The following is a 19,122-nucleotide window of genomic DNA, read 5'->3' on the forward strand; positions in this document are numbered from 1 at the left end:
TTTAGTCTTCGGCGGCGGTCTTCCCTGGGAGGGCCGCCGCCTTTGTATCCGGCCTCCGCGTAAATCGCGGGAAATGGCCCAGAATTTTCCGGATCTCGCGCATGACCGATACCGCCACGCCCTCCGATGAGCTTCGCCGGATCGCCGGGCTCGCGCGCATGGGGCGGCTCGACGAAGCCGCTTTGGCGGTCGCCGCTGCGGTCGCGGAAAGCCCGGCGGACCCCACGCTGGCCGCGCTAGGCGGTGCGGTGGAGTTTCACCGCGGCCAATTCGCGCGTGCCGTGCCCTATCTCGAAACCGCCCATGCCATGCGGCCGCAGGATCTGGTGGTGCGCACCAATCTTGCCGAAAGCCTTTGGCGGACAGGCCGGAATGACGAAGCCCTGGCGCTGTGCGACGAAGGTTCCGCGCGCGCCGATCCCAGCTTGCGGCTGGCCGGGCTGGGCGCCCATCTGGCGCAGGAAGCGGGCGACTTTCCGCTGGCCATCCGCCTCTACCGGATCGTGCTCGCCAAGCGGGCGGATGACTGGTCCTTGCTCAACAACCTTGGCAATGCGCTGTCGCAGGAAGGCGAACACGCGGAGGCGGTGGAGGTGCTCCAGCGCGCGATGAAGCTGGCGTCGGACTCGCCGCCGATCCGCGTGAACCTGGGTACCGCGTTGCTTCGCGCCGAGCGGACCGACGAGGGCGTGCAGGTCCTGCGCGATGCCGCGCGCGATTTTCCGGCCGACCATGTGCCGATGCTGACCCTTGCGACCTTCTATCGCGATACCGGCATGGATGCTTTGCAATACGAAGCGATCGCCGAGGCTGCGCGCCGGGCGCCGGGCGATGCAGGCATTCTTTCTGATTACGGACAGGAAGCCGCGCGCCGAAACGACTTCGCGATTGCGGAGCGCCAGTTCGAGGCCGCGCTGGTCATCGATCCGGCGCTAGGGCCTTCGCTGGTTGGCCTTGCGGCGGTCTATGAACGCAGCAATCGCGAGGCGGAATTGGAGCCCTTGCGCGAACGGGCCATCGCCCATGGTGCCGATGCCCAGACTCAGGCGTTCATCGATGCCTTGCGCTTCAAGCGGATGGAGCAGTTCGATCAGGCGTTTACCGCGCTGGAACAGGCGGGCGATGTGGTGGTCGCTCACCGTCTACACCAGCTGCGCGGCATCATGCTGGATCGCATGGAGCACTATGACGAGGCGTTCGCGGAATTTACCGCGATGAATGCCAGCCAGTTGGACGAACCCTCGCAGCCGGCGGAACGCGCCGCACAGTTCCGTGACGCTATTGCGCGTGCGAAGGCGCAAGTGACGGCGCCGTGGGTGGCGGGCTGGACCGATGCTCCGGCCAGCGAACGCGCCGCGCCCATCATCCTGCTGGGCTTTCCGCGTTCGGGCACGACGCTGCTCGATACGATGCTGATGACCGCGCCCGACACGCTGGTGCTGGAGGAAGAGCCGCTCTTCGATCAGCTCGAGACCGAACTGGGCGGCATCGATGCGCTGGCGGGGCTGGACGGCGAAACGATCGCAGCGGCCCGCGCCCGCTATTTCGATCGGGTCGCGGCACTGGGTACGCTGGGCCCCGATACTACGGTGATCGACAAGCACCCGATGCATCTCAACAAGGTGCCGGTGATCCGCCGCCTGTTCCCCGATGCGAAGTTCGTGCTGGCGCTGCGCCATCCGTGCGACGTGGTTCTCAGCTGCTTCATCACCAACTTCCGCCCGAACAACGCGATGAGCAATTTCCTCGATCTGGAAACGGCCGCTGCGTTTTACGACTTGACCTTCTCCAACTGGGAGCAGGCGCGCGCGGTGTTCGATCTGCCGGTGCGGACGGTCGTCTACGAACGGCTGGTGGCCGATCAGGCCCGTGAACTGGAACCGCTGTTCGATTGGCTGGGTCTGCCCTGGCAGGGCGAGGATTTCGATCACCGGGAGGCCGCCCGGTCGCGCGGCGTCGTACGAACGGCTAGCTATGCACAAGTGACCGAAGCGGTCTACACGCGCGCGGCCGGTCGCTGGCGGCGCTATGAGCGCCATCTTGCACCCATTTTCGCAACGCTGAAGCCCTGGGTGGAGGGCTTCGGATATTCGCTCGATGACGATCGGGTGCCGCCATGGTCGGAACCGTCCGGTTCCGACGTGCCTTAGAGTTGATCGGACCCGGGGGGGTAATGAATTCAGGCCTTTCGCAACCAGAAACGCAACTTGCGGAAATCGATCGACTTGTCGCTGCGGGGCGCTTGCCCGATGCGGCGGATGCACTTGAAAGGCTGCTGACCGGGAATGCGGGGGCATTTGCCGGTGCGCAGGCCCTGGCGCAATGGCTGAAGCTGGCGGCGCTGCGGCGCGCTCTGCGTCAGCCGCGCCGCGCGCTGGACGCGGTGCACCGCGCGCTGGAACTGGCGCCTCTCGACGTCATGGCTCTGGTCATGCGCGCCGGTTTGCTGGAACGGCTGGAGGATCCCGGCGCCGGTGAGGCGTGGGGACAGGCGATCGCGCAGAAGCCCGATGGTGCATTGCCGGCGCCGCTTGCTGCCGCCTTCACGGCGGGCGAGGCGTTTCATGCCGTCTGGCAGGCAGAGCGGGAAAAGCGTCTGGCCGAAGCCAGCGAGGCGGCGCTTGCCCAGGCCGAGCCCAGCGCGAAAACCACTGCCGAAGCGGTCGATCAGAATGGCGACGACATGGCGTGGAAGCTGGCGCGGTTTCGCGACAATATCCTGCACAAGACGCGCGTCTATCACTCGACCCCGACGCATTTCCATTATCCCGGACTGGTCGAGCGCGAGTTCCATCCGCGCCATACGATGCCCTGGCTGGCCGATGTGGAGGCGGGTTTCGACGCGATCCGTGCGGAAATGCTGGCGCTGATCCAGTCCGAACGAGCCGAGCTGGAACCTTACGTGCAGTACGAGGATCGCCAGTCGCTCGATCAGTGGCGCACGCTGAACCACAATGCCGACTGGAGCGCGATCCACCTGCTGCGCCATGGCAAGACGGTGGAGCGCAATGCCGCGCAGGCGCCGCGCACGATGGAGATCCTGTCGCGCCTGCCGCAGCCGCAGGTTCCCGGCGCGTCTCCCAATGCGATGTTCTCGCTGCTGGCGCCGCGCACGGCGATCCCGGCCCACGTCGGCGTCGACAATACGCGGCTGGTGTGCCACCTCCCGCTGGTGGTGCCGCCGGGCTGCTGGTTCCGCGTGGGCGCCGAAACCCGCGAATGGCGCGAGGGGGAGGCTTTTGTCTTCGACGATACCATCGAGCATGAGGCGATGAACCCCAGCGAGGTGCTGCGCGTGGTGCTGATCTTCGACGTCTGGCATCCCGGCCTTTCCCAGCCCGAACGCGATGCGGTGGCGGCGACCATCGCTTCCGAAGGGCGGGGCTGACCGGCGATGCGGCCCGTTGCGGCAGAAAGGGACGATCCCGAACAGCTGGCCGCGCTTGCCGGGCAGGCGCTGGCGGATGGCACCGAGGAGGCGGCCGAGGCGCGACTGACCCGCTATCTGGACCGTCATCCGGCCGATCCCGCGCTTTTGCACTGGGCGGCGATGTTGCGCCGCGCATTGGATCGGCGTGACGCGGCGATTTCGGCGCTGGAACACGCGCTTCGCCTTTCGCCTGACAATGGCGGCATTGCCCATGCTCTGGCGCATGTCCGGCTGGAGGCAGGGCTTCTCGCGTCGGCGGCGTTCGAGCAGGCGGTCCGGCTGGCTCCAGCCAAGGCCGAGATTCGGCTGGGTCTGGCGTCGGCCCGGCATGCGGAAGGAGAGGGCGCGCGGGGGCTGGCCGAGATGGAGGCGATGCTCACCGCCAATCCGGGCTGGATGGAAGGGCACCGGCAATTCGCGCAATTGGCCACGCATCTGGGCCAGAATGCGCGGGCGCTGGCGACGATAGAGGCTGCGCTTTCGCGCTTTCCCGATAGCGATGCGCTGCGCGGATTGGCGGTGGACCTGCTGCTGGCGGGCGAGCGCTTTGCGCCGGCGCTGGCAGTGGCGGATCGCGCGTTGGCGCGGAATGGTCCGTCTGTGCGGTTCCAACTGGCGCGCGCGGCGGCGCTGGACGATCTGGGCCGGATTGATGAGGCCGCGGCGCAGTTCGCCGCCTTAGGCGCTCCGGCGGATCAGGGGCACGCGGTCTGGCTGGTCCGGCACCTTCTGCGCGGCGGGCGCCATGCGGAGGCGCGCGAGACTATTGAGCCTTGGCTGACGGCACCGGGGGCGGAAGGCATGTGGCCCTATGCCGCGCTGGCATGGCGGTTGACGGGCGATCCGCGTTCGGAGTGGTTGGATGGACAGGCGGGGCTGACCCGCGTGGTCGATCTCGATCCGCAGGAGATGGGCCTTGCCGATCTGCGGGCTTTCCTGGGCGGGCTGCATGGCCGTTCGGGCCGGTTCCTCGATCAATCGGTGCGCGGCGGTTCGCAGACCGATGGGGCGCTGCTGTCGCGGATCGAGCCGGAAGTGGTGCGTCTGCGCACATTGCTACGCCGCGAGGTGGCGCGTTACATCGCCGATCTGCCGCCGCCGGACGCGGCGCATCCCTTGCTCTCTCATGCCCGTCCGGCACGGCCGCGCTTTGCGGGCAGCTGGTCGGTCCGGCTGGCGGGGGCGGGGTTTCATACGCCGCATCACCATCCGCAGGGCTGGATCAGTTCGGCGCTCTATATCTCTGTGCCCGAAGGGCTGGAGGACGGGCAGGGGCACCTTGACCTCGGCGGCGCACCGGCCCCGCTGGGAATCGAATTGGCCCCGCGTCTTACGGTTGCGCCGCGGCCCGCGCGACTGGTGCTGTTCCCGTCGTGGATGTGGCACGGCACCCGCCCGTTCCCGTCCGGCGAGCGCATGTCGGTGGCATTCGATGTCGCCCCACCGCCCCGCGCGTGATGATCTTGGGCACTTGAACGGGGCCGCAACGCAGCATAGTTTCGTTTCATTGAGAAAGCGGCGCGATGCCTGCGGGGCGCGCGCCCGGGAGATTACAATGTTGAAGCGTACCCCTGTTCTGATTGCCGCCTTCCTTTTGACTGCGACACCGGCCTTCGCTGCGGGCCAGACCACTGCGCCGGCTGCCCCGGCCGCCGCCGATGCGGCCAATGGCGCTGCCGCTGCCGCGAACCCAACCGCCGGTCAGGCTGCCGTCCAGCCGGCCTCGCAAGTGGCGCCGATCGAGAAGAAGGATCCCATCGTCTGCCAGCGCCAGCAGGAAATCGGCTCGCTGCTGCACGCGAAGAAGGTCTGCATGCCCAAGAGCCAGTGGGATGCCCAGCGCCAGATCAACCGCGAGAATATCGAACGTTCGCAGATCCAGCGCGGGCTTGACCCGGTTCAGTGACGTCCGGCCCCCGGCGGCCAACGTCGCCGGGGCGGGTTTTCGCGCTGAGTGTTGACCTGTCCACGAAGGCCGCTTAACCGGCCGATTAAATTGTCGTGCAACCTTCTCGCACAGGCGGAAGGCGGGCGGCTTCGTGGAACGGGAGAATTCGATGATTCTGGACAGCAGCACGGCCGCCGTAGTCACCGGCGCAGCCTCCGGCCTTGGCGCGGCCACGGCCCGCGCGCTTGCGGCCAAGGGCGCGAAGGTGGCGATCTTCGATCTGAACGAGGAAGCGGGCGAAGCGATCGCGGCGGAGATCGGCGGCGTGTTCTGCAAGGTGGACGTGACCAACGACGCCAGCGTCGATGCCGGTTTCGCCAAGGCCCGTGCGGCGCACGGCCAGGAACGCGTGCTGGTCAACTGCGCCGGCATCGCGCCCGCGTCCAAGACCGTGGGCAAGAACCGCGAGACGGGCGAGCCGCGCGCGCACGACATGGCCGTGTTCGAGAAGGTGATCGCGATCAATCTGGTCGGCACCTTCCGCTGCATCAGCAAGTCCGCCGCCGGCATGGTCACGCTGGATCCCGTCGACGAGTTCGGTGCGCGCGGGGCGATCGTCAACACCGCCTCCGTCGCGGCGCAGGACGGGCAGATCGGGCAGGCGGCCTATGGCGCATCGAAGGGCGGCGTGCTGGCGATGACGCTGCCGGTTGCCCGCGACCTGATGAGCGAGGGCATTCGCGTCAACACCATCCTGCCGGGCATTTTCGAAACCCCGATGATGGCCGCGATGCCGCAGCAGGTGCAGGATGCGCTGGCGGCGATGGTGCCGTTCCCCAAGCGCCTGGGCAAGGCCGAGGAATACGCCAAGCTGGCGCTGTTCATGGTCGAACACGACTACCTCAATGGCGAAAGCGTCCGTCTGGACGGCGCGATCCGCATGGGGCCGAAGTAAGCGGGGCCCGGTCAGATGGCCCAGAATAGCTCCACCAGCGAAGAGACCACGCCGCCACCGGGCGCGCGGGCGCACCTGCTGGATACGGCAAGCGCGATCATGCGCGACGGTGATGTGATCGACATCTCGCTGTCGGAGCTTTCCTTGCGGTCTGGCCTCAATTCGGCGCTGGTGAAGTACTATTTCGGCAACAAGGCCGGGCTGCTGAAGGCGCTGCTGGACCGGGACTGGCAGGCCATCGTTACCAGCGTGGATGCGCTGCTGGCGAAAGATGGCTGGTCGCCGGAGGCCAAGCTGCGCCGTCACCTCTGGAAGGTGGTCGATACCTTCTACGAAGTGCCTTACCTCAACCGCCTGACGATGCGCATGGTCCGCGAAAGCGACGATGCCGAGGCGCGCCGCATTGCCGACAGCTACCTCTCGCCGATCTACCGGGCCTATGAGGAACTGATCGGCAACGGCGTCGACGCCGGGGTTTTCCGCGAGATCGACCCGCAGTTGTTCTACTTCACGGTGACGGGGGCGGTGGACCGGTTCTTCTCGGCCCGGCTGGTTCTCAAGCACTGTTTCGGTCAGGACACATTGACCGAGGAACTGCGCGACCGCTATCGCGAGCATACCATAGACATCATCATGGCAGGTATTCTTGCGCGCTGAAAAAGGCAGCTTCTGGCACATCGGGGTGATCGGCGGATCGGGTCTGACTGCCGGGATCGAACTGGAAGAAGCACAGGAGATCGCGGTCTCCAGCCCCTTCGGAGAGCCTTCGGGGCCGGTCGTGACCGGGCGGCTGGAAGGCATCCGCTTCACTTTCATCGCCCGCCACGGGGCCGGGCATGCGATCCCGCCTTCTGCCGTAAACTACCGCGCCAATATCGATGTGCTGGCCCGCTGCGGGGTGACCGATGTGCTGGCGCTTTCCGCCATCGGTTCGCTGCGCGAGGCGATGGCGCCGGGGCACATGGTGATGGTTGATCAGTTCATCGACCGCACCCATGGCCGGAGCGGCAGCTTCTTCGGCACCGGCATGGTGGCGCATGTCTCGCTGGCCGATCCGGTCTGCCCGCGCCTTTCCGCGCTGGCGGGAGAGGCGGCGAAGTTGGCCGGGGCCACGGTGCATCCGGCCGGGTGCTACCTTGCCATGGAAGGCCCGCAGTTCTCCACCCGCGCCGAAAGCCGCATGTATCAGGGCTGGGGCGCGGATGTGATCGGCATGACCGGAATGCCCGAGGCACGCCTCGCGCGCGAGGCGGAACTGCCTTACGCGATGCTGGGCATGGTCACCGACTATGACGCATGGCGCGAGGACGAGGCCGGCGTCGAGGTCAGCCACGTGCTGGAAGTGATGCACGCCAATGCCCGCATTGCACGTCAGACGCTGCGCCTGCTGGCCGCCACGCTGCCGGCTGAGCGTACGCATAGCCCTATCGACCATGCGCTGGACCACGCGCTGATCACCGCGCCCGACGCGCGCGATGCTGGCGTGCTCGCAAGGCTGGATGCGGTGGCGGGCAGGGTGCTCTCACCGCAAGGGTGATCCGGCTGTGGCGAAACGCAAGAAACGCTATCTGACGGCGACGATGCCCGATGGTTATGTGAAGACCATCGGGCCCACGGCCGATCCGTTCACCCATTACTGGCGCATCGTCGCCGAGCTGGAAAACGGCAAGACCGAGGTGTTCTGGGGCCACGAGCGTTCGCTGGCCGAGGCGAAGCGCAAGCGTGCGGCCACGGAAGAGGCCAAGCGTATGCGCGGCTGGAAAAGCTATCAGTTCGAGATCGTGGAACTGGCTGAAGTTCCGGTCTGAACTATCTGATTTTACGGGAAAGTCCGCATTGGCGGAAGGGAAATGGTGGAGCCTAGCGGGATCGAACCGCTGACCTCCTGCATGCCATGCAGGCGCTCTCCCAGCTGAGCTAAGGCCCCAATCATTTCAGCAGATCGATCCTGGGAAGGTCGATCCGTGCCCCTGCTTGCGCCGGGGAGGAGCGCCCTTTGGCGGGACTTTGCCGGGCTGGCAAGACAAAAATGAAGTTATCGACAGGCTTTGCCCGAACCCTCCATTCAGGCCGGCAAATAGGAGTCGCCCCACCGGCTTGCGCGGGATTTACCCGATGGGCGCGGGGGCGCGGGCGTGGTGTTGCAAGGGTTCCACGCGAAGGAGCCGCGCCATGGCCAACGACCGTCGAACTGCCGAAACGCCAGACATTCTGCCTCGCCCGGATTTCCACTTTCAGGGCGAAGTGGGGCGGACCTACAAGGATTCGGACCCCGCCACCTTCCCCCAGCCTGTGCAACCGCCCAAAGGCGCGCCCAATATCGTGCTGATTCTGCTGGACGATGTCGGCTTCGGCCAGTTCAGCACATTCGGCGGCGGTGTGCCTTCGCCAACGATGGATCGGCTGGCGGCGGAGGGGCTGCGCTACAACTATTTCCACACGACGGCGCTGTGCAGCCCGACTCGCGCGGCGCTGATCACCGGGCGCAATCACCATTCCACGTCCTTCGCGGGGATCACCGAACTGGCCACCGGCTATGACGGCTATTGCTGCATCCTGCCGCGCAATTGCGGCACGGTGGGCGAAGTGCTGCGCCAGAACGGCTACATGACCGCGTGGATCGGCAAGAACCACAACACACCCACTTGGGAAACCAGCGCGGCAGGTCCGTTCGACCGCTGGGCCAACGGTTTGGGCTTCGACTATTTCTACGGCTTCAACGCCGGCGACATGAACCACTGGAACCCGATTCTCTACGAGAACAAGAACCTTGTCCCCGCATCGGAAGACCCGGACTATCACCTGACCGAAGATCTGGCCGACCGGGCAATCACCTGGGTGCGGCAGGTGAAGAGCATCGCGCCCGACAAGCCCTATTTCCTCTACGTCGCGCCGGGGGCCACCCACGCCCCGCATCAGGCGCCGAAGGAATGGATCGACAAGTTCAAGGGCCAGTTCGACCAAGGCTGGGACGCCTACCGCGAACAGACCATCGAACGGCAGAAGAAGCTGGGCGTGGTGCCGGCCGACACCGAACTGACCGTGCGGTCAAAGGGCCTGCCCGCGTGGGACGATCTGAACGCCGATCAGAAGCGGCTCTATGCGCGGATGATGGAAGTCTTCGCGGGATATGGCGCGCAAGTCGATGCGGCGATGGGCCGCGTGGTCGATGCCGTGAAGGCGCTGCCCGATGCGGACAACACCATCATCATCTACATCGCCGGCGACAACGGATCGAGCGCGGAGGGCGGCCTTGAAGGATCGCTCTGCGAGAACATGTTCTTCAACGGCTTTCCGGAAAATTGGGAAGACAACATCAAGGCCATCGACGAACTGGGCGGGCCGAAGCACTTCAATCACTTCCCGTCATCATGGGCCCACGCGATGAACACGCCGTTCCAGTGGACCAAGCAAGTCGCCAGCCACTTCGGCGGCACGCGCAATCCGATGATCATCTCCTGGCCGGACGGCATCAAGGACAAGGGCGCGCTGCGCGACCAGTTCATCCATGTGATCGACATCGTGCCGACGCTTTACGAGGTATGCGGCGTGAAGGCGCCCAGCGTGCTGAACGGCATCCAGCAAAAGCCGGTGGAAGGCGTCAGCTTCGCAGCGACGTTCGATGACGGCGCGGCGGCCAGCAAGCGCAAGACGCAGTATTTCGAGTTGGGCGTCAACCGGGGGCTCTATCACGATGGCTGGATGGCTTCCGCACCTTCCTTCGTGCCATGGGCCCCGGTTCGCTCCGAGGACTGGGACCCTGACGAGCAGGTCTGGGAACTCTACAAGCTGGACGGGGACTTTTCGCAGGCGAAGGACCTCGCGGCCGATCATCCCGACAAGCTTCGAGAACTGCAGGACATGTGGTGGGTGGAGGCGGCCAAGTACAGCGTCCTCCCGCTGGACTGGCGCGCGACGATCCGCATGAATGCCGAAGCGATGGGGCGGCCCAGTCTGGTCGGCGGGCGGACCAAGGCGGTCTATTACGAAGGGCAGGTCGCCTTGCCCGATGCCGCCTGCCTGCCGATGCTCAACAAGAGCTGGACGATCACCGCGGAGATCGACGTGCCCGATGGCAAGGCGGAAGGCATGATCGTCACCCACGGCGGGCTGGAGGGCGGCTATGGCCTCTACTTGCGGGAGGGCAAGCCGGTGTTCGTCTATAACTTCCTCTCGGTCGACCGGCCGACATTCGTGGCGGAAACGGCCTTGCCGAAGGGCAAGACGACGCTGGTGGTCGATTTCAAGTACGACGGTGGCGGCATGGGCAAGGGCGGCACGATCACCCTTTCCGCCAATGGCGCGCAGATCGCCGGAGGGCGGCTGGAGAAGACGGTGCCGATCCAGTTCTCGCTGGGGGAAGGGCTGGATATCGGCCTGGATACCGGATCGCCGATCGACTTCACTTACAAGATGCCGTTCAAGTTCACCGGCAAGGTGGAGCGGGTGGAGATCGAGGTGAAGCCCGGGCAATAGGATCTGCAGGCAAAAGGGGTGGCACGGTCATGATGCGGCTGTAGAAGCGCGTCATGACCGGCCTTTCCCTGCTGCTTGCCTTCGTCGTCGCGGCGACGATCCTGACGATCACGCCCGGCGTGGACACGGCCATGGTGCTGCGCTCCGCCACTGTGGACGGTCGCCGCCCGGCAGCTTTTGCCGGCATGGGCATTCTGGTCGGCTGCCTGATCTGGGGCGCGGCGGTAGCGCTGGGGCTGGGCGCGCTGCTGCGCGCGTCCGAGATGGCCTATACGGTCGTGAAGTTTGCCGGCGCCGCCTATCTGCTGTGGCTGGGCGCGAAGCTGGTGCTGCGCCCGCGTGAGGCGCTGGACGTGAAGGAGGGGGCGGTCGATGCCCCGCCCGCGGGGCACGGGGCGTTCCTGCAGGGTTTCCTCACCAACATGCTCAATCCCAAGATCGGCGTGTTCTACGTGACTTTCCTGCCGCAATTCGTGCCGCATTCGGTAACGGGCAGCGCGGGCGTTGCCGGGTACACCTTCTTTCTTGCCGTGGTCCATGTGCTCCTGACGGTCGTGTGGTTCGCCGCACTGATCGGCGCGGCGGCCCCGCTGGGCCGGTTCCTGCGCCGTCCCGGTGCGGTGAAGACGATGGACCGGCTGACCGGCGGGGTGTTCGTGCTGTTCGGATTGAAGCTGGCGACCTCTTCTGCGCGTTGAGCCGCGCTCTACTTATCAACGGAGTAACAATGCGATAGAGTGCGCACCGTGTAGCGGCGAAGGTGCGAAAGCTATGATGGGGTTGCGGCTCAGAAGGCGGCTTGTCTGCATAATGGCCATACTGACTTTGTCGGAATCGTCATTGGTGGCGGCGCAGACTTCTGCGGACACGAATGCCGATATCGTCGTCCGGGCCCAGCGTAAGCAGGAAGCACGCGATTTCGTTGCCGCCATGACATCTGCCAATATCAGCAGCCAACTTGCGCGCTGGGACCGACAGGTCTGCCCCGAAGTGATCGGCATCGCTCCGGATCAGGCACGGGCAATGGAACGGCGGATCGGCGAAGTGGCAGCCAGCGTGAGGCTGCGGGCGGGTCGAAGTCCCTGCGCCAACTCGCTCTTGATCATTGTCGACAACGATGCGGATGGCGTCGTCGCGCGGTTGGTGAAGTCGTTTCCGATATCGCTGCGGCCTGATGATGCGGACGGACTGCCCCGGTTTGCGCAGTCGCGGCGGCCGGTCCGCTGGCTCAGCGTCACCAAACCTTGCGGATTCGGAGGCTGTGCGGTGTCCAATTCGCGCCTCACCACGGCTGAACGCCCGGTCTTGACCGGGATGCTGATGGTCATTGATGGCCGCAAGCTCGACGGTTTCGATCTTTCCGAGTTGTCCGACTATGTGGCCTTCGTAGCATTGGCCAATCCGCGCGGAGGTGGCGCCCCGCCCGCGACCTCGATCATGGCGATGTTCGATCGGGACCGGCCGCCGGGGGAACGCTGGCAATTGACCGGCAATGACATGGCTTTCCTGAGCGGTCTCTATCGCTCGGCCGTGGATGCCAGGGGGCCAAACCAGCGCAGCGACATTTCGGCGCGAATGGCAAAGGCGGCAGATTCGGGCGAATAGGGTTCCAAAAAAGCAAACCCCCTTCCGCGGCCCCCCTTCCGCGGCCAGTGCCGGGAAGGGGGCTCGGTATTTAAATGACCTCAGCGCGTCTTACTTCGGCGGCGGATGCGGATCGCCGCCGGAGAAGGCGTCGGCGATCGAACAGGCCGCCGGGCCAAGGATGACGACGAACAGCGTCGGCAGAATGAACAGGATCAGCGGCACGGTCATGATCGCGGGAAGGCGCGCGGCCTTTTCCTCGGCGCGCATCATGCGCTCGTTGCGGAATTCGGCCGAGAGCACGCGCAGTGCCGAAGCGAGCGGCGTGCCGTAGCGCTCGGTCTGGATCATCGTCGTCACCACGCCCCGCATCGCGTCCAGATTGACGCGATAGGCCAGGTTCTCGAACGCCTGGCGGCGCTCGGTCAGGAATGAGAGTTCGATGGAGGTGAGGGAGAATTCCTCGCCCAGTTCGGGATAGGCACGGCCCAGTTCGCGTGCGACGCGATCGAATGCGGCGTCGACCGTAAGGCCGGCCTCGGCGCAGATGACCAGGAGGTCCAAGGCGTCCGGCAGGCCCTTGCGGATCAGATCGGTGCGCTTGGTGATCAGGTTCTGCAGGAAGATGTCCGGGCCCTTGTAGCCAAGCAGCAGCATGGCGGCAAAGCCCATGAAGCGCTTGAAGGCGCTCCATTCGGGGAAATAGTTGATGCCGTAGATCACCAGTGCGGCAGTGCCGCCCAGCACGATCGGGGCCACCATGCGCGCGAAGACGACCGCGACCGCCCATTCCTTGTTGCGGATGCCCGCCTGCGCCAGCTTCTGCTGGATCACCTTCAGCTGGCTGTCCTGCAGCACCCGCATCGCGCCAAGGACGCTGCCGATCTTGTCGGTCGTCTCGTTGCGGCGGACGACCGAAGTGCGCTTCTTGGCAGTGCTGGTGACGAGGCCGGACTTCAGCGCTTCACGGCGCTGGTTGAGTGCCTTTACGCGCTTGGCCATCGGATCGCGCACGGTGATGGCGGCGTAGATCGCCATGAGCACGGCGACGGCGGCCACCGCCGAGAGAAGCGTGGCGACGAAGTAGACGTCGAAGCCGAGGAGGGTGGGACCTGCGGATTGGTTGAGCATGGTGGTTCTTTCCGCTCAGATCTCGAAGCTGACCATCTTGGCCATGATGAAGGCGCCGATGCCCATCCAGATGCCGCCGCCGATGCCGGCGACCATCAGGCGTTCGTCGATGAAGAACTTTCCGATGTAGCCCGGGTTGATCCAGTAGATCATGCCGAAGACGATGAAGGGCAGCGAGCCGACGATGTAGGCCGATGCTTTCGATTCCGAACTCATCGCGCGGATCTTCAGCTTCATCTGCGAACGCTTGCGCAGCACGTCGCCCAGGTTGGCCAGGGTTTCCGCCAGGTTGCCGCCGGTTTCGCGCTGGATCGCAAGGGTGATGCAGAAGAAGTTGAATTCCGGAATCTCAAGCCGGTCCGCAGTCTCCTGAAGGGCGTCCTCCATGGTCTTGCCGATCTTCATGCGTTCGGTCACCAGCTTGAATTCCACGCCCACCGGGCCGGGCACTTCGGCGGCGACGATGCCCAGCGTCTCCGTAACCGGAAGGCCGGAACGCAGGCCGCGCACCAGCAGGTCGATGGCATCGGCGAACTTGACGTTGAAGGAATTGGTGCGGCGCGAGATCATCTTGCCCAGCACGAAATGCGGCAGCCACAAGCCCAGGAACCCGCCGAAAGCCAGCGCGAACAGCGGCATTCCGGACTTGAGGTAGACCAGCAGGGTCAGCGCCACGGCAAGCCCCGCCGAACCGTAGATGTACTGCGACACCGTCCAGGCCTGCCCCGAACGGTGCAGGCGCAAAGCCAGCGCATCGATCCTCGATCCCGATCCGGCGACCTTGTGCACGCGCGGCTTGCGCGCGGCGACGGCGCGGCGCATCTGCGCCTCCATCCGATCCGTCTGGCTCTGCGAATGGCGAAACCGCACCGATTTCAGGCGGCGCGAGGATTCCTTGGCGGCCGAAGGGCCGGAGAACGCGGCCAGGACCAGCCCGATCACTGCGATCAGGCCGACTGCCACCAGGATGAGCTGCATCACATTCATTGCCGTCGTCCGTCACCGGGCCAGGCGCCGCGTGGGTTTCCCCACGCGGTGCCCTCAGGCCGCCGTTTCTTTCTTGGTGCTCTTGCCCATCATCGCCTTGAGATCGAACTTGCCGAGCAGCGACGGCTTGGCCGCGCCCTTTTCGGACGCTTCGCCGGCGTCCTCCAGGATCATGCGCGAGAGTTCGCGGATCGCCCCGCCCGCGCGGGTGGAGCGGTTGGCGTCGGCAAAGGTCTGCCCCAGCTTGGCCGCGGTGGAGGCGGCCTTGAGATCGTAGGGGATCGAAAGCTGGATGCGCGTTTCGATCGAAGCCTCGAAATCGGCCTTGCTGATTTCTGCCAGACCCGACTGGACCTTGTTGGCCACCACGATCACCCGGGCATGCGGGGCATGGGCCTTCAGCCAGGACAGCATGCGGATCGTGTCACGCGCGGAGGCCAGTGTGAGTTCGGTGGCGAGCACCACCACGTTCACGTCGGCCACCAGTTGCGGGAAGTTGATCAGCATGTTGCGCGGCAGGTCGATCACCGTCATCTCGAAGGCCTGACGGAACTCTTCCTCCAGTTGGACGAAGGCGGAGCCATCGGTCATCAGCGGCGTGCTGATCGGCGCTTCGGCGGAAAGGATCGCCAGATTGTCGTTGGCGCGGATCATCGCGCGTTCGATGAACAGGCCGTCGATGCGGCTGGGGTTCTCGATCGCGTCAGTCAGGCCGCGGCCCGGCTCCAGATCCAGCACCAGCGCGCCGGTGCCGAAGTGGATGTCCAGATCCAGCAGCGCGGTCGGCAGCTTGTTGTCGGCGCTGAACAGCCAGGCCAGCGAGGTGGCCAGCGTCGATGCGCCCACACCGCCGCGCGTGCCGATCACGGCCGTCGCGATGTGCGGCTTGGAGGCGCCGCCGTCATGGCTGCGCGGCGCGGTGAACACGGCTTGCGCCTGTGCCAGCGAATCGCGCACTTGCGAGGGCGAGAGCGGCTTCAGCAGATAGTCGTGAATGCCGCTGGCGATCAGATCGCGGTAGAGGCGCACGTCGTTGACCTGGCCCACCGCGACGACGACGGTGCCCGGCTCACACACTTCGGCCAGGGCATTGATGTCGTTCAGCGGATCGCCGCTTTCCGACAGGTCTACCAGCAGGATGTTGGGCGATGCAGTGATCGCCAGCGACTGCACGGCGTTGCGCAGGCCGCCCTTGTTGCACTTCTCGGGCTGCCAGCCCATCTCGATCGCGATCGGACGCAGCACGTCGAGCGAGGCTTCGTCGCAGAGATAGGCGGCGAACTGGTCGCGGCCAGCAGGGCCGCCGGATTTCCAGGGTGCGTTCATGGGATTAGCTCCCTCCCTTCGAAGAGACGGCAGAAACGGCAGTGCCGCCACCGCCGGTGGGCATGGCGTTGCGCCAGGCATCGATCGCCTTGGAACTGCGCACGCTGGAAGTGCCTTCGGATTGCTGGCCATGGACCAGGTCTTCCGGGTTGGCGACCATGGCGGCCAGGTTCGAATTGTTGGCGCAGCCATAGTTGCTGGACAGGCCGCTGCCGGGATTGAAGTCGCTGTTGCTCGACCAGTCCGGGCAGCCGGCCACGGTCGCCTTGGCACGCACCAGCACCACGCGCGCGCGGCCCTGATCCAGATAGCCCTCGGTGGCGGGCGCGCCCTCGCTCAGCTGAATGCCGAAGCGCGAGGCAACGGCTTCCACCGCGCTGCGCGTGGCCGGGTTGCCGCTGGTATCCTCGATATAGACGCGGTCGCCATAGCGGGCACCCATGGCGGTGAACCAGTCGGCAAGGCGGGTCTGTTCGCCATAGGCCAGGCCATCGCCGCCCATGCCGACGTCCAGCGTGTAGTTCACTTTCTCCACCACCGGCTGATGAACCGAATTCATCGAGCGGTTGGTGGGGATGCCGCCGCAGGCGGACAGCGCGAGGCCAAGCGAGAGGGCGAATGCGCCCCCGGCGATGCGGCCGGAAAGAGCCCGCGAGGGGGCGCTTTTGATCAGGGTCATCGGTTTCACCTTTCTCACTTCATGCTGAAGCCGGGGCGGGCGCCTGCGGGTGCCGAAGCGCCCTTGGAGCCTTTACCGTCGCTTGCGCTGGCGCCACTGCCCACCGAAGGCGCGGCCGGAGCGGTGTCGCCGTTCGATGCCGGTGCCTGTTGCTTGGCGCCGCTGACGCCGTCGCTGGCCATGTTGCCCAGCAGGCGCTGCAGGTCGTTGGGTGCGTTGAACCCGTCGGTCGGCAGCTTGATGTCGTTGGCGTCGACCGGGTTGACGAGGTACGGGGTGACCACGATCACCAGTTCGGTTTCGCCGCGCTTGTAGTTGGTCGACCGGAACAGGGAGCCGAGGATCGGTATATCGCCCGCGCCGGGCAGCTTCTGGATGGTGTTCTGCGAATTGTTGCTGAGCAGGCCGGCGATCATGAAGCTCTGGCCGGAGCCCAATTCCACGGTCGTTTCGGCGCGGCGCACGTTGAGCGCCGGGACCGCATATCCGTTCAACGCAACTGCGCCGTCAGCCGAAAGTTCAGACACTTCGGGGCGCACGCGCATCGAGATGCGGCCGTTCGAAAGCACCGTGGGCGTATAGCTGAGCGAGACGCCGTAGTTTTTGTATTCGACGGAAATGGCGTTGCTTGTGCCGCCCTGCGCGACCGGGATCGGGTATTCGCCGCCCGCCAGGAAGTTGGCGGTCTCGCCCGAAAGCGTGGTCAGGTTCGGCTGGGCTAGCGTGGTGGAAAGACCCACTGTTTCACCCGCATCGAGCGCGCCAAGGATGTTCATGCCGAACAGCTTGCCCATGCCTGCCAGCGTGCTGCCAGTGGTGATGGGATTGACCCCGGTGCCGGGAGTCTTCGTCCCATCGGGGTTGGTGCGGACGATGGTGTTTCCCATGCCGAGAGGGCCGCCGGTATTGAATTGATCGTACCAGCCGGTGCGGCCTTGGCCTAGGCCGAACTGAAAGCCGCCGGTGCCGTCGATGGTGGTGATGTTCGTTTGCAACTGCTTGACCAGCGTGCGGCTGACTTCAGCAATGCGCACCTGCAGGTTGACCTGCACGGGCGTCGCCAGGCGCAGGCGGCTGATCACGTTGGCGTCCTTGCCGACATAGGCCTGGACCAGACGCTCCGCCTCGGCCGCGTCTTCCGGAGACTTCACGGTGCCGGTCAGCAGGAACGTGCCGGTGCCCACGGTGGAGACGCCGATCCGGGCTTCCGGCATGGCGAGGTGCAGCATCGAATCGACGCTGTCGATGTTGGAGCCGACTCGGATCGTGGCCGACCAGACCACCGCGCCGGCCGCATTGCTGGCGTAGACGGTGGTGGTGCCGCCGGCCTTGCCGAACAGGTAGAACTGGTTGCGCGACTTGACCTGAACGTCGGCCACCGCGTCGTTGGCGACGAACACGTCGGTCATCGCGCCGGGCACGTTGACCAGCTGGCCATTGCCGATCGCGAGCGAGATGTCCTGCGCGGGGCGGACGACCGACTGGGCGGTGACCGGGGCGGCAAGCGGCATGGCCAGCGGCGAGAGCACACAGGCGGCGCGCAGCAGGGACTTGAGAAGGCGCGTGTTCATCGGATTGCCCTTCATCGGGTGAAAACGGTTGAGGTTCGGCGCGCGCATCAGTGGCTGCCCACGGATTCGACGGTGACGTTCTTGCCGCGGGTCACGCGAACCACGGGGCCAAGCGGAACGCTCGGGCCGCCGGCGGCGATCCGTGCCGGGGCGATCATCGGCCCGGACGGGGCAGACATCGAGGGACGGCTGGAACGCTGGAAGCGCGAGACGTCGCCACCGGTCTGGTATGTCGTATTGCCTTCCATCGGCTGGTTCATCGCGGTGCGCATGATCTGTTCTTCCTGCGCCTTGGTCGCACCTTCCGGCACTTTGACCTGGCCGGAGGCGAGGATGCGCTCGAATTCGCCCTGATTGTCCGCGATCGAGCGGAGCGAGAGGCTGATCGTGCCCAGTTCCTGCGCAACGGCGACCTTCTCGGCAATGCGCGGGGTTACTTCGAGGGTAACGGTGCTGAAGGCGTGGACCACGGTCTTGCCGTCCACCACTTCGTTGTCGGTAGCCTGGTCGGTGGCGAGCACGCGCATGTTGCGCAGGATCGTTTCCGAAGCGCGCAGCGGTTGGCCGCCGTCGTTGCCGGTGACCTGCTGCGTGAGCACGAGGTCGACGTGGTCGCCCGGGAAGATGAAGCCGCCGACGCCGGTCTTGGCGGATACCGGGATGGTCACCGCGCGCATGCCGGGCGCCAGTGCGGCGGCCAGGAAGCCGCGGTCGCCGGGTGCGACGAGGCCGCCCTGGGTGACCGGCTGGCCGGCGGTGATGGGATAGCGGACCACGGTGCCGAGCAGCTTCTGCATGTCGGCCTCGCCCTCGATGAAGTAGGCGTCCTTCACCAGTTCCTTGGGCCAGTCCTGATAGGAGATCGAATCGGCGGTGATGATCGTGCCGACCGGAAGCGCGCGCTGCGCCACCAGAACCTTGGGTCCGGTGGGTACGGCAACGGCGCCGGCCTGCGGTGCGGCGGCACCGCTGAACAACGATCTGGCGACAAAGGCGGTGCCGGCTGCGACAAGCAACGCGACGACCAGCAGCACCAGCTTCTTCTTATCCATGGCTTAAAAGCCCCCTGAGTATCCCCGACTAACTCTGTGTACC

Annotated in this window: 17 protein-coding genes and 1 tRNA gene; 11 read left to right on the plus strand and 7 right to left on the minus strand. The window is 65.7% G+C overall.

Translation table 11 applies throughout. The annotated features are described in order from the left end of the window. The first annotated feature begins 101 nt into the window (after positions 1-101). From ACZ1JC_RS16910 to ACZ1JC_RS16945, 8 genes are all read left to right on the plus strand, one after another. On the plus strand, positions 102-2,150 hold the full coding sequence (locus ACZ1JC_RS16910) for a tetratricopeptide repeat-containing sulfotransferase family protein (RefSeq protein ID WP_465135768.1): 2,049 nt from the start codon (positions 102-104) through the stop codon (positions 2,148-2,150). A gap of 23 nt (positions 2,151-2,173) precedes the next feature. Then, a complete protein-coding gene (locus tag ACZ1JC_RS16915; protein ID WP_465135767.1) occupies positions 2,174-3,388 on the plus strand; it encodes an aspartyl/asparaginyl beta-hydroxylase domain-containing protein in 1,215 nt (404 codons plus the stop codon). Between the two features lie 6 nt (positions 3,389-3,394). Then, a complete protein-coding gene (locus ACZ1JC_RS16920; RefSeq protein WP_465135766.1) occupies positions 3,395-4,888 on the plus strand; it encodes a 2OG-Fe(II) oxygenase family protein in 1,494 nt (497 codons plus the stop codon). A 97-nt stretch (positions 4,889-4,985) separates the two neighbouring features. Continuing rightward, positions 4,986-5,336 carry a hypothetical protein gene (locus ACZ1JC_RS16925; RefSeq protein ID WP_465135765.1) on the plus strand — a complete coding sequence of 117 codons (351 nt, stop codon included), beginning with the start codon at positions 4,986-4,988 and terminating at the stop codon, positions 5,334-5,336. A 151-nt stretch (positions 5,337-5,487) separates the two neighbouring features. Then, positions 5,488-6,273 (plus strand): SDR family oxidoreductase, encoded by a 786-nt coding sequence (locus ACZ1JC_RS16930; protein ID WP_465135764.1) that lies wholly within the window; start codon positions 5,488-5,490, stop codon positions 6,271-6,273. A gap of 15 nt (positions 6,274-6,288) precedes the next feature. Further along, positions 6,289-6,930 (plus strand): TetR family transcriptional regulator, encoded by a 642-nt coding sequence (locus ACZ1JC_RS16935; protein ID WP_465135763.1) that lies wholly within the window; start codon positions 6,289-6,291, stop codon positions 6,928-6,930. Next, positions 6,920-7,810: an S-methyl-5'-thioadenosine phosphorylase gene (gene mtnP, locus ACZ1JC_RS16940; RefSeq protein WP_465135762.1), complete on the plus strand. Its 891-nt coding sequence runs from the start codon at positions 6,920-6,922 to the stop codon at positions 7,808-7,810. The genes ACZ1JC_RS16935 and mtnP overlap by 11 nt, the downstream gene beginning before the upstream one ends. A gap of 43 nt (positions 7,811-7,853) precedes the next feature. Further along, positions 7,854-8,081, plus strand: a complete 228-nt coding sequence (locus tag ACZ1JC_RS16945; RefSeq protein WP_465138568.1) for a hypothetical protein — start codon at positions 7,854-7,856, stop codon at positions 8,079-8,081. 43 nt (positions 8,082-8,124) lie between these two features. Here ACZ1JC_RS16945 and ACZ1JC_RS16950 read toward each other — a convergent pair. Continuing rightward, positions 8,125-8,200 (minus strand) — tRNA-Ala (locus tag ACZ1JC_RS16950). Positions 8,201-8,445: 245 nt separating this feature from the next. Between ACZ1JC_RS16950 and ACZ1JC_RS16955 the strand changes: the two genes are divergently transcribed. The 3 genes from ACZ1JC_RS16955 (at position 8,446) to ACZ1JC_RS16965 (ending at position 12,354) form a co-directional block, all read left to right on the plus strand. Then, positions 8,446-10,749 carry an arylsulfatase gene (locus ACZ1JC_RS16955; protein ID WP_465135761.1) on the plus strand — a complete coding sequence of 768 codons (2,304 nt, stop codon included), beginning with the start codon at positions 8,446-8,448 and terminating at the stop codon, positions 10,747-10,749. A 53-nt stretch (positions 10,750-10,802) separates the two neighbouring features. Next, entirely contained in the window at positions 10,803-11,447 is a 645-nt protein-coding gene (locus ACZ1JC_RS16960; RefSeq protein WP_465135760.1) for a LysE family translocator, read from the plus strand. A 112-nt stretch (positions 11,448-11,559) separates the two neighbouring features. Beyond that, entirely contained in the window at positions 11,560-12,354 is a 795-nt protein-coding gene (locus ACZ1JC_RS16965; protein WP_465135759.1) for a hypothetical protein, read from the plus strand. A gap of 90 nt (positions 12,355-12,444) precedes the next feature. On the opposite strand, the gene ACZ1JC_RS16970 is transcribed toward ACZ1JC_RS16965, so the two are convergent. The 6 genes from ACZ1JC_RS16970 to cpaB are packed head-to-tail and all read right to left on the minus strand — an operon-like array spanning position 12,445 to position 19,079. Continuing rightward, positions 12,445-13,464, minus strand: coding sequence for a type II secretion system F family protein (locus ACZ1JC_RS16970; protein ID WP_465135758.1), 1,020 nt, complete (start codon positions 13,462-13,464; stop codon positions 12,445-12,447). Between the two features lie 15 nt (positions 13,465-13,479). Then, positions 13,480-14,451, minus strand: coding sequence for a type II secretion system F family protein (locus ACZ1JC_RS16975; protein ID WP_465135757.1), 972 nt, complete (start codon positions 14,449-14,451; stop codon positions 13,480-13,482). A gap of 54 nt (positions 14,452-14,505) precedes the next feature. Next, complete coding sequence (locus ACZ1JC_RS16980) at positions 14,506-15,777, minus strand: pilus assembly protein CpaE (RefSeq protein WP_465135756.1); 1,272 nt, start codon at positions 15,775-15,777, stop codon at positions 14,506-14,508. Between the two features lie 4 nt (positions 15,778-15,781). After that, the gene (locus ACZ1JC_RS16985; protein ID WP_465135755.1) at positions 15,782-16,456 is read right to left on the minus strand and encodes a CpaD family pilus assembly protein; all 675 of its coding nucleotides are present in this window, start codon (positions 16,454-16,456) and stop codon (positions 15,782-15,784) included. 14 nt (positions 16,457-16,470) lie between these two features. Then, on the minus strand, positions 16,471-18,075 hold the full coding sequence (locus ACZ1JC_RS16990) for a type II and III secretion system protein family protein (RefSeq protein ID WP_465135754.1): 1,605 nt from the start codon (positions 18,073-18,075) through the stop codon (positions 16,471-16,473). Next, positions 18,075-19,079: a Flp pilus assembly protein CpaB gene (cpaB, locus tag ACZ1JC_RS16995; protein ID WP_465135753.1), complete on the minus strand. Its 1,005-nt coding sequence runs from the start codon at positions 19,077-19,079 to the stop codon at positions 18,075-18,077. Before cpaB ends, ACZ1JC_RS16990 begins: the two co-directional genes overlap by 1 nt. Between the last annotated feature and the right edge of the window lie 43 nt (positions 19,080-19,122).

It is taken from the genome of Sphingomonas sp. BL-S-28 (assembly GCF_055521515.1).